The organism is Nostoc sp. NZL, from assembly GCF_015714705.1.
GTDB classification, from domain to species: domain Bacteria; phylum Cyanobacteriota; class Cyanobacteriia; order Cyanobacteriales; family Nostocaceae; genus Nostoc; species Nostoc foliaceum_A.
The window spans coordinates 1-13863 of record NZ_WBKL01000083.1; the positions used below are offsets into that span (position 1 = coordinate 1).

General features: G+C 40.6%; 11 protein-coding genes, 1 pseudogene and 1 CRISPR repeat array. Of the genes and pseudogenes, 6 read left to right on the forward strand and 6 right to left on the reverse strand.

Annotation, left to right across the window (positions count from 1 at the left end):
- A partial coding sequence (locus F8R90_RS12260; protein ID WP_196510963.1) for an ATP-binding response regulator occupies positions 1-975 on the forward strand: 975 nt, incomplete at its 5' end.
- Positions 976-1159: 184 nt separating this feature from the next.
- Here F8R90_RS12260 and F8R90_RS12265 read toward each other — a convergent pair.
- The 3 genes from F8R90_RS12265 to F8R90_RS12275 all read right to left on the reverse strand — a co-directional run bounded on the left by F8R90_RS12265 (position 1160) and on the right by F8R90_RS12275 (position 2961).
- Positions 1160-1642: a hypothetical protein gene (locus F8R90_RS12265; RefSeq protein ID WP_196510964.1), complete on the reverse strand. Its 483-nt coding sequence runs from the start codon at positions 1640-1642 to the stop codon at positions 1160-1162.
- A gap of 176 nt (positions 1643-1818) precedes the next feature.
- On the reverse strand, positions 1819-2346 hold the full coding sequence (locus tag F8R90_RS12270) for a hypothetical protein (RefSeq protein WP_230966276.1): 528 nt from the start codon (positions 2344-2346) through the stop codon (positions 1819-1821).
- 162 nt (positions 2347-2508) lie between these two features.
- Positions 2509-2961, reverse strand: coding sequence for a cupin domain-containing protein (locus tag F8R90_RS12275; protein ID WP_196510966.1), 453 nt, complete (start codon positions 2959-2961; stop codon positions 2509-2511).
- Positions 2962-3166: 205 nt separating this feature from the next.
- Between F8R90_RS12275 and F8R90_RS12280 the strand changes: the two genes are divergently transcribed.
- The 4 genes and pseudogenes from F8R90_RS12280 (at position 3167) to F8R90_RS12295 (ending at position 7807) form a co-directional block, all read left to right on the forward strand.
- Positions 3167-4720 (forward strand): ATP-binding response regulator, encoded by a 1554-nt coding sequence (locus F8R90_RS12280; RefSeq protein WP_196510967.1) that lies wholly within the window; start codon positions 3167-3169, stop codon positions 4718-4720.
- Positions 4721-4829: 109 nt separating this feature from the next.
- Positions 4830-5201, forward strand: a complete 372-nt coding sequence (locus F8R90_RS12285) for a response regulator (RefSeq protein WP_196510968.1) — start codon at positions 4830-4832, stop codon at positions 5199-5201.
- Between the two features lie 316 nt (positions 5202-5517).
- Positions 5518-5757: pseudogene (locus F8R90_RS12290) on the forward strand (IS1 family transposase); the annotation flags it as partial.
- A 430-nt stretch (positions 5758-6187) separates the two neighbouring features.
- Positions 6188-7807, forward strand: a complete 1620-nt coding sequence (locus F8R90_RS12295; protein ID WP_196510969.1) for an ArnT family glycosyltransferase — start codon at positions 6188-6190, stop codon at positions 7805-7807.
- 1231 nt (positions 7808-9038) lie between these two features.
- Here F8R90_RS12295 and F8R90_RS12300 read toward each other — a convergent pair.
- Positions 9039-9251, reverse strand: a complete 213-nt coding sequence (locus F8R90_RS12300; protein ID WP_196510970.1) for a hypothetical protein — start codon at positions 9249-9251, stop codon at positions 9039-9041.
- A 226-nt stretch (positions 9252-9477) separates the two neighbouring features.
- Here F8R90_RS12300 and nifH point away from each other — a divergent pair, with 226 nt between their 5' ends.
- Positions 9478-10368 carry a nitrogenase iron protein gene (gene nifH / locus F8R90_RS12305; protein WP_069074423.1) on the forward strand — a complete coding sequence of 297 codons (891 nt, stop codon included), beginning with the start codon at positions 9478-9480 and terminating at the stop codon, positions 10366-10368.
- Positions 10369-10892: 524 nt separating this feature from the next.
- Positions 10893-12145: a CRISPR direct-repeat array (repeat unit 37 nt; unit sequence GTTTCAATCCCTAATAGGGATTTTGATGAATTGCAAT).
- A 268-nt stretch (positions 12146-12413) separates the two neighbouring features.
- Here nifH and cas2 read toward each other — a convergent pair.
- Positions 12414-12701 carry a CRISPR-associated endonuclease Cas2 gene (cas2, locus tag F8R90_RS12310; protein WP_196510971.1) on the reverse strand — a complete coding sequence of 96 codons (288 nt, stop codon included), beginning with the start codon at positions 12699-12701 and terminating at the stop codon, positions 12414-12416.
- A 31-nt stretch (positions 12702-12732) separates the two neighbouring features.
- Positions 12733-13737, reverse strand: coding sequence for a type I-D CRISPR-associated endonuclease Cas1d (gene cas1d / locus F8R90_RS12315; RefSeq protein WP_196510972.1), 1005 nt, complete (start codon positions 13735-13737; stop codon positions 12733-12735).
- Positions 13738-13863: the final 126 nt, after the last annotated feature.

Here is a 13863-nt window from a genome sequence, read left to right on the forward strand (position 1 = left end):
CCCTGCCCCTCTGCCTCTTCCCCATCCCTTCACTTTGAAGTCGAAGACACTGGACGGGGAATAGCACCAGAAGAAATGAATAACCTGTTTCAGCCTTTTGTCCAGACCACAAGCGGTATCCAAACCAAGGAGGGAACTGGACTAGGACTGACTATCAGCCGTCAATTTGTGCGGTTACTGGGGGGCGATATTCACTTGACGAGTAGCGTTAGGCAAGGATCTACTTTTAGTTTTGAAATCCAAGTGAATTTAGCCGCAGCTTTGAAAGCTGCACCAAAATTGAGTAAGGGACGTGTACTCAAGCTGGCAGCAGACCAACCATCTTACCGTGTTCTGGTAGTGGATGACCGCAAAGAAAACCGCGATTTAATTGTGCAACTTCTTGGTAGCATTGGCTTTGAGATTAAGGCTGCGAATAATGGACAAGAAGCGATCGCAATTTGGCAAAGCTGGCAACCTCACCTAATTTGGATGGATATGCGGATGCCTGTAATGAACGGTTACGATGCAACAAAAGAGATTAGAGCCACGGAAAGAAATACAAATGCAAATCACCGCACCGTAATTATTGCCCTAACCGCCAGTGCTTTTGAAGAACAACAGGCAAGCATCTTAGCCGCAGGTTGCAACGACTTGGTTCGTAAGCCATTCCGGGAGCAGGTGATTTTTGAAAAGATAGCTGAATATTTGCAGGTGCGTTATGTTTACGCAGAAGAAAGTCGTGAAGAAGCAACAGACAACAACCTAGAAAATATTCAATTTTCCATCTTGGATCTTCGCTCTGCAATTACCGTTATGCCTGCCCAATGGGTAACAGAACTTAATCAGGCAGCAGTTGAAGTCGATGCTGAAAGGATTTTCCAACTAATTGAGCAAATTCCACAAACACATTCTGCTTTGGCAGAAAAATTGGCAAATTTAGTCCGCAGCTTCTGCTTTGATGAAATTATCAGTCTAACGGAGGATAACTTGTAATTCGTAATTCGTAATGACGCTCGAATACTCGCTAACGCTACGCTAACGTAATTCGTAATTCATCAAGTGAGATTTAATTAGCGATCGCAATTTTTATGATAGAACTTTTTTAGCAAATATAGAGTAAAAATAAATATTTAATTTGTATGGACTGTAACCATGCAAGTTAAATGCTTAAAGTTTATTAATTTGTTGCTAAAGCTGGTTCTGCCAAAAAATATTTCAGATTTTCTTGCTGAGTGGCAAATTTCAAATACTGAGATGCCATTTCTGGTGTTAACAGTTCTATCATTAATCTATTTTCCACCCAGAACTCAATCACATCAAAGAAAGAGTCGCGGTTACAGCGCAATACACGCCAACCTTCACGGACACCGATGTTTTCAATTTCTTTCTGACTACTGGGTACAGAAATAGCTGCATGAATATCTGTATACATAGAGGTAATTGCAGTATGGACAAATACGCATTCTTCATCATTTTCACCAGGTTCAATTTGAGAGCCTAAAGGATAAAGTTCAATGGCTGTACCGTATTCATCAAAAGGTATAACCATATAGCTTCCTGGGTTAGGAGGAAATGGAACAGCTTGCGCTTTTAAGATTTCTGCCAGAACTTGGGCAACATGACTAGGGTTTCTAACAGCAATTGAAATATGGTGAATCATGGGATAACCTCAGTTCGATATTTTGTAGATTAAAAAACAATCGGGGAGAACTAGGGGAGGCAGGGGCAATACGGTTTGGGAAAAGGGGAAAGGATAAAGGTTTTGTATTTAACCCTTCCCCCTTTTCCCACTAGAGTGCAAAAAGCACTTTTGCAAGAGGTTTAATACTTATTAGCTTATTGAGGTCGCCCGTAATGACTTCGCCCCTTACCATCGGCAGTCTCAAGTACTAGAACTTGCTGCCCGTATTCATTTGTCTCTATCGACCACTGATAAGTCTCAGCCTTTGCTGTATTGCGGCTGGAGTAGGTGCGCCCGCTATTGCAGATTTGCCCTTTGGATATGCTGTCACTGGGTTGGAAAGTCAGGCGTTGAGCCTCAATCTTAACTTTGCCTTTTTCCTCTATGAAGAGGTTAGACGCACAGTTGTAGGTATTAATCTGAAGCAGCCTATTTCGCTTGTAGTTTCCGTTAGATGCGAGTTGAAATTGATCGCTAGAACCGTTCGGGGCTGCTGACTGCCCTGTGTAACTATCTTGATATTGGATGGACGAGATTCGACCATATCGCCACTCACCCTGGAGTTCAGCAGGGACTCCAGTGTCGTTTTTACCCGCCTGACTCGCGCTTGGGTAAAAAACAAGGCTAGCGGTGAGGCCCAAACTCAGGGAACTAGTAGCGAAAAGGCGGACAGCTTTTGGCATGGAATAGATTTGGTTGTTTGTTATTGAGTACATAGGACTTTTGTAGAAATTAATTAATTTATTTATCAACAAAGATGATTCAGAATGCGAAGTCTGCGTGTTTATATATAGCCAGTCTCAGTAGGGGCGTACAGATGTGCGCCCTGCATCCAAATGAAAAGCTCACGCAAGAAACTGCAATCCATATTTGTTCAAAACAGGCTGTACTTTTTCCATGTTTAGCGATGAGCTATCTGCTACTTGACCCATTTCTTCATAAAAGTTCTTCGCGCCCTTAGGTGAAATTAAAACCAGAAATTTAGCAGTAGCAGAACGAATTTTGAAGGCATGTGGTGCATTGTGGGGAATGTTAACGAAAAAGCCTGGTGATGCCAAAATTGTTTCTGTACCAACTTGGATTTCTAGTTCTCCTTCTAGAACATAAAATGCTTCTTCCCAAGGGTGAGTATGCAGTGGCGGCCCATTTTCCTCTGTATCTGTAATTTCGTAAACTGACCAAGCTTGATTTGTCTCTTCACCGATCGCTTTTGTTGTGAACCGTGAACCAAGGATTGAGAATTGATTACCTTTTCCTGGTGCAAGAATAGTTGGTTTACGTATAGTTGAACTTTGCATACAAGTTACTCCTTGTTCTGTAATTTGGTAAGTTTGATTTACAAACTTGATTTGATGTTTTTAAGATTAAAAATTAATCGGGGAGAACTAGGGGAGATCAATGGGTGATTGGTATTTTTTTTGTAACTGATTATTAAGACATTGAACTAAGGTTAAAATCTCTAAGAATAATTAGTAGCCTATTCTGGCTAAAGTCGATATTGCCATGCCTAAAGAGCCATTCAACTTGCCCAAAGCAGACATACTAGTGATTGATGACACGCCAGAAAACCTGAACCTCCTATCTGCCATGCTGACGGAACAGGGGTATAAAGTTCGCAGCGTAACTAAAGGTTCTACGGGGTTACGGGGAGCAAATGCAGTTCCTCCCGACCTGATTTTGTTGGATGTGAATATGCCTGAGATGAATGGCTATGAAGTCTGTCAACACCTGAAGGCAAACGATCGCACCCGCGAAATTCCAGTAATTTTTATCAGCGCTTTGGGTGATGTACTGGATAAAGTGAAAGCGTTTGCAGTTGGTGGGGTAGACTATATCACTAAGCCTTTTCAACTAGAAGAGGTTTTAGCACGAATTGAAAATCACTTGACGATTTGGAAACTGCAACAACAACTCCAAGCTCAAAATGAGCGGTTGCAGCAGGAAATTCATGATCGCGCCAAAGCAGAAGAGAAGTTCACTAAAGTTTTTCGCTCTAGTCCCAATCCGATCGCGATCGCCACCATTTCGGAAGCACGCTTTATTGATGTCAATCCTAGTTTCTTGAAGATGAGCGGCTATTGTCTAGAGGAAGTGATTGGTGATACGCTTGCTGAACTTAATTTAGGTAAGGATGCAGTAGCGATCGCTCAGACCATCCAACTTTTATCTGATACTGGGTCACTCTATAATCAGGAATTTGAATTTTCTACCAAGTCTGGAGAGGTCAAGACTATACTGCTATCTATCGAATTGATTGACTTGGGTGGGGTACAATGCGCTTTATTGATCGCCAACGATATCACCGAACGGAAACGCTTGGAAAACGAGTTTATCTCTCTAGTTAGTCACGAATTACGTACACCTTTAACCTCTACAATGGGAGCGTTAGATTTATTGGGTGCAGGACAATTAGGAACTCTAACTGAACAGGGACAAAAAGTTCTGAGCATTGCTACCACTAATACTGAACGGCTGATCCGATTGATAAATGATATTCTCGATTTAGAGCGGATGAAATCAGTCAAAATCTTCATGCAGAAGGTGAAGTGCAACGCTGCTGACCTGCTGATTATGGCAACAGAGACAATGCAGGCAATGGCAGATAAATTGCAAGTTAAACTGATTGTCCATCCTCTAGCAATTGATCTTTGGGCAGACCCCGATCGCCTACTGCAAACTCTGACCAACTTAATAAGTAACGCTATTAAGTTTTCTGAACCAGGTGATACCGTGTGGGTAAGTGCCACACTCGCAGAACACAAGGGTGTTGGGTTTGAAGAAAATGAGCATTCTTCAACACAAGGCACTCCATTACCAAGTTTCCTGCTAATTACCATTCGAGATGAAGGGCGAGGAATTCCTGAAGATAAATTACAACTAATTTTCGAGCGCTTTCAGCAGGTAGATGCATCCGACTCCCGCAAAAAAGGAGGAACAGGTTTAGGACTGGCTATTTGCCGAAATATTGTCCAGCAACATAACGGTAAAATCTGGGTTGAGAGCACTTTGGGCGAAGGTAGCACGTTTTATGTACTGTTACCTTTACCAGCTTTCTAATAATTGGCTTATAACTGCTTAATTATCCCCTGCTTTTCCCCGATTTAGCTTTAGAATATCTCAAGAGCGATCAAGCAAATCAGCACTTACATTGTGCAAGAGTGTCATTATGAACAGAAATATCTTGATTGTTGATGATGAAGAAGATGTGCGGGCGATCGCAAAGTTGGGATTAGAAATGGGTGCGGGCTGGAATGTTTTGACGGCTAGTTCTGGTCAAGAAGCCTTAAACGTCGCTGTTAACCATAAATTAGATGTCATCTTACTAGATATGATGATGCCTGATATGGATGGGCGTGCAACTCTACAACAACTGAAAGCTAACCCCGCAACTAAAAAAATTCCAGTAATTTTATTAACAGCCAAATTTCAGCAATCGGATCGAGAGAGATTTACTGATTTGGATGTTGCTGCTATTTTTGCCAAGCCTTTCCGTCCATTGAAACTGGCAGAGCAAATCAGTGAAATACTGGGCAGTTAGGCTGACTTTGATGAACGGCAAAGAAGGCGCTGCATAAATGCAGAATCATTTAATTCAATACGGATATTTCCCAATACTTCATGTAGAGCCACAGATTATTTGACCGTAACGACAAATTACGAGTCAAGTTCTTCTTGCTTGTAATTCGTCGCTCTACAATCAGTCACTTCGCAACAAGCGGGTGATGGGCTGCTGCAAACTCATCGGCAACAAGTGCCGATAACGTCGAGAGGTCTAGCGCGCGAACCCGCAGATGATTTCGGCAAGACGAGGGGACTTCCCAGTGCGGCGTTGCTTGTGGGAAATTGCTAAATAGTGGAAAAGCTATTTTTATGTGACAGACGGCTGGAAATTTTACCCAAGTTTTATTCCAGATGGAGACCAAATTGTTAGTAAAACATATATGACAAGAGTTGAAAATGAAAACACAAGGCTTAGACATTATCTGGCACGTCTTCACCGAAAAACTTTATGCTATTCCAAGACAGAAGAAATGCTGGGATTCTCAGTTAAATTGATACTTCATTGTTTGAAGTATCAAACTGTACCTACATAAATCGATTCATCCCTTCATTCAGCAACGCCATACTATTCAAAAGTGTTATAGGTAATTTATTTAAGTGTTCAGCACATCATTGAAGTAGTGTAGCAATTCCTCACTCAACTTCTGAATTTAACCAGATAAAAACTAAGTAGAAAAATTTAAACTAAGCGTCACATTCAAAATAAAATACAAGTTTATTTACGGACTATATAACAGGTAATAAATAATTTATTGGATGTATTATTTTTATCATTTATTAGCTGAAATGTTATTTAAATAACCAATATAAATTTTTCAAAAAATAGCGCTAATTATAGAAAGTTGAGTTAATCTTGGAAACTAGCAATTGTTAATAACATACGTTGTTACTGGGTGACAACATTGGAGATTCACTTTGGTCTCTATGTAATCAAACCAGCAAGTAAAATGATTACCATAGAATATGCAAGAAGGAAGCTTTATTTGGAGTCATCTAGAAAAACAGCACCGCACGGTTGGCAAATGGATTGATTGGGTATGGCTAATCGTGTTGCTGTTTGCAGCAGTGTTACTGTTTAGCATCAATCTGGGAGGATTGCCGCTGCGAGATTGGGATGAAGGGACTGTGGCACAGGTAGCTCGTGAAATTTGGCACGCTCCAGCAGGTTCTATGCGGTGGCTTTACCCAACGCTAGGAGGCGAACCATATCATAACAAGCCGCCTTTGATGCATTTGCTAATTGCTTGGGCTTATTCTCTTGGAGGCGAAAATGAGTTGACAACGCGCCTGCCTGGAGCAATTTTAACAGCAACATCTGTACCTTTACTGTATTGCATTGCTCGAGAGATATTTCGCCAACGTTGGGCTGCTATTTATAGCGCCTTGATTTATCTAACAATGCTACCTGTAGTGCGTCATGGGCGGCTGGCAATGTTGGATGGGGCGATGGTAAGTTTTTTGATGGTAATGATGTTGTGCGTGTTGCGATCGCGCCGGGATTTACGTTATTGCCTTGGTGTTGGTATTAGTTTTGGATTTATTTGCCTGACTCAAGGATTACTAGGTGTATTACTAGGTGCGATTGCGATCGCGTTTCTGTTTTGGGATACGCCACGACTGCTCACCTGTTACTATCTGTGGATAGCAATCTTAATTGGCATTTTGCCTGTAGCTGCTTGGTATGGTGCCCAACTAATTCACTATGGTTACATTTTCGCCCAAATTGGGATTGTAAACCCATCACTCGGCCAAATTGGCTCATTTGTGGAGGGAAATTCTGAACCACCTTGGTACTATGTTATTGAACTTTTCAAATACACATGGCCGTGGCTATTATTCTTACCACAAACTGTCCGCTTAACCTGGGAAAACCGCAACCTTAGCTGGGCAAAACTAGTAATGGCGTGGAGTGGTGTTTATCTGCTGGTAATTTCCTTCATGATTACCAAAGTTCCCTGGTATTTATTCCCTATTTACCCAAGTTTAGCTTTAGCTTTTGGTATCCAGTTATCAGATACAGAAAATTCGCCTTTACTCTCATCCTATCCCCGTGCTTGGGTCGCTGGTTTAGCGATACTTGCTGTAGCCGCTTCTGCTGGTAGTATTTATTTCAGTTGGGGTACAACACCAAAAACAGATTTACAACTGATTTTTGCAGCAGTAGCTTTAACTATGACCTTAGCAGCTATTTTGGCAGAACGAGGCGACGCGCAATTTCTGAAGATTTTGTTTTGGGGAAGTTATATTTCGCTGCTACTGTTAATGAAATCTAACTACTGGGTTTGGGAATTATCTGAAGCCTATCCAGTTAAACCAGTCGCCGCCATGATCGCGCGGGCAAATCCAGCTACGAGGAAGATTTACACATCTTTTCCCTACCATCGTCCCTCGTTGGATTATTATAGCGATCGCACCATCATTCCCGCTTCTGTTGGCGAACTGGAATATTATTGGCACTACAACGGGCAACCCTACTTTCTACTTCATGCATCTGCTTTTAACAATCTCCAACTAGAGTCGATGAAGCTAATTGACCAAGCTGAAGGCTGGAAGTTAGTTACAAAAGATACTAATCGTCTATAAATGTAAGGGATAAGGCACAAGAGGCAGAGAAGCAGGAGAGAGAATTAAAATTACCTCTTTCCCCTCTGCTTCCTAAATCTGTCTTATAGCAGTTCCCACTCAGATGCGGTACAACATTATATCGCCAAGTGTAGGGGCACGGCACTGCCGTGCTGTACCTCACGTAAACGAGAACCGCTGTAATAAGGAGAGAGATTGTCTGTCAGGACTCTTTGAGGTTTTAAAGACTTTTAGATAATTAGATGATTTGTGTACACCACCATAGCGACCTCCTTAAAAAGGGGGTCGCTATAGGGGGATCTTATCCGAACTATATTGATATCTGTCTTGCGAAAGATTTATCGTTAAAACCGTATAGGAGAGAGAGTTTTGAATTATGGGTAATTAAGCGAACTTGATATTCCCAGGTAAAATTTTGTGAGTTATTTAATAAATAAAATTTTGATTCCAAAAATAATTAACTATGTTTTCGTTAGAAAACATTAGTTTTAAATACCTTTATAAAATGCCCAAAAGTATCTAACTGCACAAATTGGTTATGATAAATAATTTCATTAGCTATTAATCTATAAGCGCGTAAGTTATGACTATTAAAGGTTCCAAGGATAATGTTCTATTAAATAGATAAATATTTTGAGATTCGCCAAATAAATTAGTGAGATGTATGTTATGGTTTTTATAGGAATCAAACAAGTTAAAAGCACAAAAAGACTTCAAGACAAGTTTGAGGCAAGCTCAAGAAAGTTTTTTTGCTCTGGTAAGTCCACTTCAATTAGCTACATCTTTTTTTGACGAAAATCTAAAACTAGATTGAGTAGGATAGTAGCCTTTGTAACAACTTGAAGTCAATCGAAATTTATCTGGGTATGAGCCAATAAGAGTTGGCTAACCTAGCTAGAGCATTACCCGCCAAAGGCAATTACTCTTGGAGTCTGGGAAGAAAGACTCTTAGTACAGCCTGACAATTCAATAGGAATACAGAATATTTACTAACTTCGTCTTGCGGAAGTAAACGTTTTCAACCGCAAACTAAGTTGAAGCAGTTGCTGACTTTTGGAACGAAAACTTCAAGCAGAATGGTGTAGTTCCACAATTTATAGGAATTTAACCATACTGTCAAAAGTCACAAAGATATTATCTCAGCAAGAGTCTCAGATGTTGCCTGTGCAAATATTATATTACTGCACTGGTAGCTATCACTTTTAGGCTGGAATTTATTTTGCTGCATCAATCACGAAACGAGAAGCGTTATGGATGTTCTTGGCGACTTGACATCAGCAAAATCAGAAAAGTTGTAGCGACCATTTAAGAGTGGATTGCAATTTGGTTGGTTGTGTGGTTCAGGGAACAAATCTGCGTTCATTTGAATTCCTGCTGCAACCACTCTTGAGGCTTGAGCAACCATTTGGGATTCTGTTACAACAACTAACAATGCTGAAGTCAAAGTTTTAAAGGCTTTGTTATTAGGAAATAGAGATTTCTCTATCCCTTAAGCCATCGCTTCGTGGGTAAATATGTTCTGATTTTAACTGTTTTTGCCAGGATGCGATGTCTAGCGACAAGTTGCTATGCATATACGCCAACAGGCTCTACTTCCCTACGACGCCAAGGGTGAAGATTTCACATCAAGCTTACGACCCATCAACTAAATCATTGTAGGAAACACAACCATGACTGAGCAAAAGATTAGACAAATAGCTTTCTATGGTAAAGGCGGTATTGGTAAATCTACCACTTCTCAAAACACCCTTGCAGCAATGGCTGAAATGGGTCAACGCATTCTGATTGTCGGTTGCGACCCTAAAGCTGACTCTACTCGTTTGATGCTACACAGTAAAGCTCAAACAAGTGTTCTTCAATTAGCTGCTGAACGTGGCGCTGTAGAAGATATTGAACTCGAAGAAGTAATGCTGACCGGTTTCCGCGATGTACGTTGTGTGGAGTCTGGTGGCCCTGAGCCTGGTGTGGGTTGCGCTGGTCGTGGTATTATCACCGCTATCAACTTCTTAGAAGAAAACGGTGCTTACAAAGATGTTGATTTTGTAAGTTACGACGTTTTGGGTGACGTTGTGTGCGGTGGTTTCGCTATGCCTATCCGTGAAGGTAAGGCACAAGAAATCTACATCGTTACCTCTGGTGAAATGATGGCGATGTATGCAGCTAACAACATTGCTCGTGGTGTTCTCAAATATGCTCACACTGGCGGTGTGCGTTTGGGTGGTCTGATTTGTAACAGCCGTAACGTTGACCGGGAAATCGATTTAATCGAAACCTTGGCAAAACGTTTGAATACCCAAATGATTCACTACGTACCTCGTGACAATATTGTTCAACACGCAGAATTGCGTCGGATGACTGTTAACGAGTACGCTCCTGACAGCAATCAAAGTAACGAATATCGGACACTGGCTACCAAGATTATCGACAACAAAAACCTCACTGTCCCTACCCCAATTGAGATGGAAGAGTTAGAAGAGTTGTTGATTGAATTCGGTATCCTGGAAAGCGACGAAAATACCGCAATGCTTGTTGGTAAGTCTGCTACTGAAGCACCTGTTTAAACTATTGCTAAGTAAATAATGGTTTAGGGTGGGCAGCAGCTCACCCTTTCATTTTTGCATTTTTTTGTTTGAAAGGAATATACCGCGATCGCTCGTTTGTATGCAATACACTTCGACCTCAATACGGTTCGGTTAAGGCAAGAGACGCGATAAATCGCCGTCTCTACAAAGGACTGATTATTGTAAAGACGGCGATTTAAGTAAGTCGGCGTAAATAATTATTGTTGCAATAAGGCAGGGAGCAGGGAGAGAAAGAGTTTGAGCTTTATTTACTTTTATTTACATAGTTTGGTTTTATTGCACCGACTTACTTATCGCATCTTTGCGATTGGCGGCGTGTCATCAAAAAACCTTATCCGAACTGTATTGATTTTGACCTCTCTCCAAACCCGTAAGCGATCGCTTACAGCACTTACGGCAGCTATGAGGTACATCCCCAAATCTGAAAACTTTGATAGGAGAGGGCAAGGAGAAAAACTGTATTGCATAATAGCCGGAAGCGCTGTATCGCGCATCCTTGCTCAGTTTCAATCCCTAATAGGGATTTTGATGAATTGCAATAAGAGTAGAAGCAAGTAGTATGACATCTTATTACGTTTCAATCCCTAATAGGGATTTTGATGAATTGCAATGATATAGGTAATATCGCCTGAAGGTGTTTTTGTAGCGTTTCAATCCCTAATAGGGATTTTGATGAATTGCAATTTTATCCAGTATCTTATATGTAGATGTAGATGAGTTTCAATCCCTAATAGGGATTTTGATGAATTGCAATTAAGTCTGTGCGGGCCGAGCAATTAACATCTCTAGTTTCAATCCCTAATAGGGATTTTGATGAATTGCAATTCTTTAATAATTTTCATATCAACTTGAGTAGTTTGTTTCAATCCCTAATAGGGATTTTGATGAATTGCAATCAAAACTACATAATACAAGCTTTATCTTATGGAGGTTTCAATCCCTAATAGGGATTTTGATGAATTGCAATTGTTCATAGCACTCGCACTGAGTCAAATAATTATGTTTCAATCCCTAATAGGGATTTTGATGAATTGCAATAGAGTACAGCACGCTCTGTTATCAGAAAGGTTCTCGTTTCAATCCCTAATAGGGATTTTGATGAATTGCAATCTAACGTAGCTCTGGATGCTTATCAAGGTTTTGCTCGTTTCAATCCCTAATAGGGATTTTGATGAATTGCAATTTGACAGTGAAAGTAGTAAAGAGCTAGATAGTGCGTTTCAATCCCTAATAGGGATTTTGATGAATTGCAATTGTGAGGCCTATCGTACTTAGGTACACGGTTTTTAGTTTCAATCCCTAATAGGGATTTTGATGAATTGCAATGTTACCCTCTTCATATGCTCCAATCATTAAGAGGTTTCAATCCCTAATAGGGATTTTGATGAATTGCAATTCGGGTGCAACTAGCGGCATTGTAGGATTAAGAATTGTTTCAATCCCTAATAGGGATTTTGATGAATTGCAATTTTAATCGATGCCCGTTTTCAATCTTATAAATTTGTTTCAATCCCTAATAGGGATTTTGATGAATTGCAATGAGCAAATAGACACTATCTCAAATACATCTATATATGTTTCAATCCCTAATAGGGATTTTGATGAATTGCAATCAAAGGATAGCACACTACCCTATAAAAAAAAGATGTTTCAATCCCTAATAGGGATTTTGATGAATTGCAATTCAGGATTGCCAAATAATGTTTGTTTCAATGACTCGTTTCAATCCCTAATAGGGATTTTGATGAATTGCAATGGCGGGAGCCTCAAACCCAAGCTGTATTTAGTTTTCAAGGTGCGGTTGCGCGATTCAAGGGCAATCATAGCATTAGAGAATTCGTTTGGAAAGAGCGTCAGGAAAATTTCAAGGCTGAAATCGAGTTTTGATAAGCATTTCAGAGATTGCGCGGATGACGAGTAGGAGAACAATGGGTTGAAAGCTTTACTGTAGCTGCAATAGGGGCACTTTTTTGGGGCTGTCGAATTTGTACACCTACCCCTCCGCGCATTTGAAATACAGAAATCTAGCTAGAAGTGGACTCAGCAAAGAAAATTGTTTCGTCCCGTGGCTGTTCTCCGCCAATACGTTCGACTTTTCGCTCACAACAGCCACAGAGAAAATAAAAGCGCACGCTATCAGTGTCAGGTTTTATTAATTTCGCTAAACGCGATCGCAGTTTAGCATACTGAGTGAGAGTGATATCGCACTCAAACACACTCAGTTGCATCCATTGTCCGTAAGACTTGAGAACCGAATGGATTTTAGTCCGACGTTTATCTTCTGGAATGTCGTAGCTGACAACAATATACATAGCAAAGTACGGGAGAGGAACAAATGACAAGTTATTTAAGAACTAGGGGAGGATATTTATCGATTTCGTTCATGAGGTACTTACTTAATAACCTCGCCTGAATTTCAAAAGATTCTTGGTAAGTGCATTTGTTTCCCATGACTGGATGTTTGAAATTCGATAGTTTCTTTTGTTGGTAGGCGCGAAGAAATGTACGCAGTCCCTCTTTGGTTAAAGACACAGCACCACTGAGCGGTTCGGTGGTAAAGTCAGTTAGGGTTAGCGATCGCTTGTTAATCAGCGACAAAACTACAGCATCCACTATTAAAGGACGAAATTCTTCCATCAAATCCAAGGCTAGGGAAGGTCTACCATAACGTTCAACATGTAAGTATCCTAAATAGGGATCGAAGCCAACAATATTTAAAGCACTTTGCACATCATGACGTAGCAATGAATACCCAAAACTCAGTAGGGCATTAACTGGATCGGTTGGTGGGCGGCGGCGTCTGGCTTCAAATTGAAATTCTGAGGTTTTGATTAGCTGTTGAAAACAACCAAAATAAGCTGCACTACCAGCACCTTCTAAGCCTCTGAGGGAATCAATACTGCTAGTTTTTTCGATTGGTGCGATCGCGTTTTCCAATCGAGTGATGTTATTATTCAGGTCAGTATCAGGATGTTCTCGCTGAGTACGAAGTAATGTATGGCGGTAATTTTTCAATTTACCCCGTACAAATCCTCTGACTAAATGTATTGCTGGTTGTGATTCTCCCACAGCTTGCCATTGAGCTTTACGAACAAAGATATTTTTGGTAACTTCAGGTTCTAAACGCCCTAAATATCGTCCGTTTTGTGTGAGAAATGTTAAGCAAATGTGACGTTCTAAAAGTTCACTGACGACGGCGGGAGAAATAGTAGCCCGTCCTAGTACTACAATTCCCTCTATTTTAATTAAAGGGATATCCAAGATTGTTTTTTGTTCGGCTTTGACGGTAAGACGTTCGTCAACTTTGCCGATAAAAGCATCAGCTTGTGTTACGTAAAGTGTTCCCATTTGTGATGATTCCTAGTAATAGTTTGGGTTTGGGTAAATAGAATTATTAGGTATAATTCAATACGAACTTAGGGGTTGTTGGTGTAGATAATTAGTCTTTCAAGACGCGATAAATCGCGTCTCTAC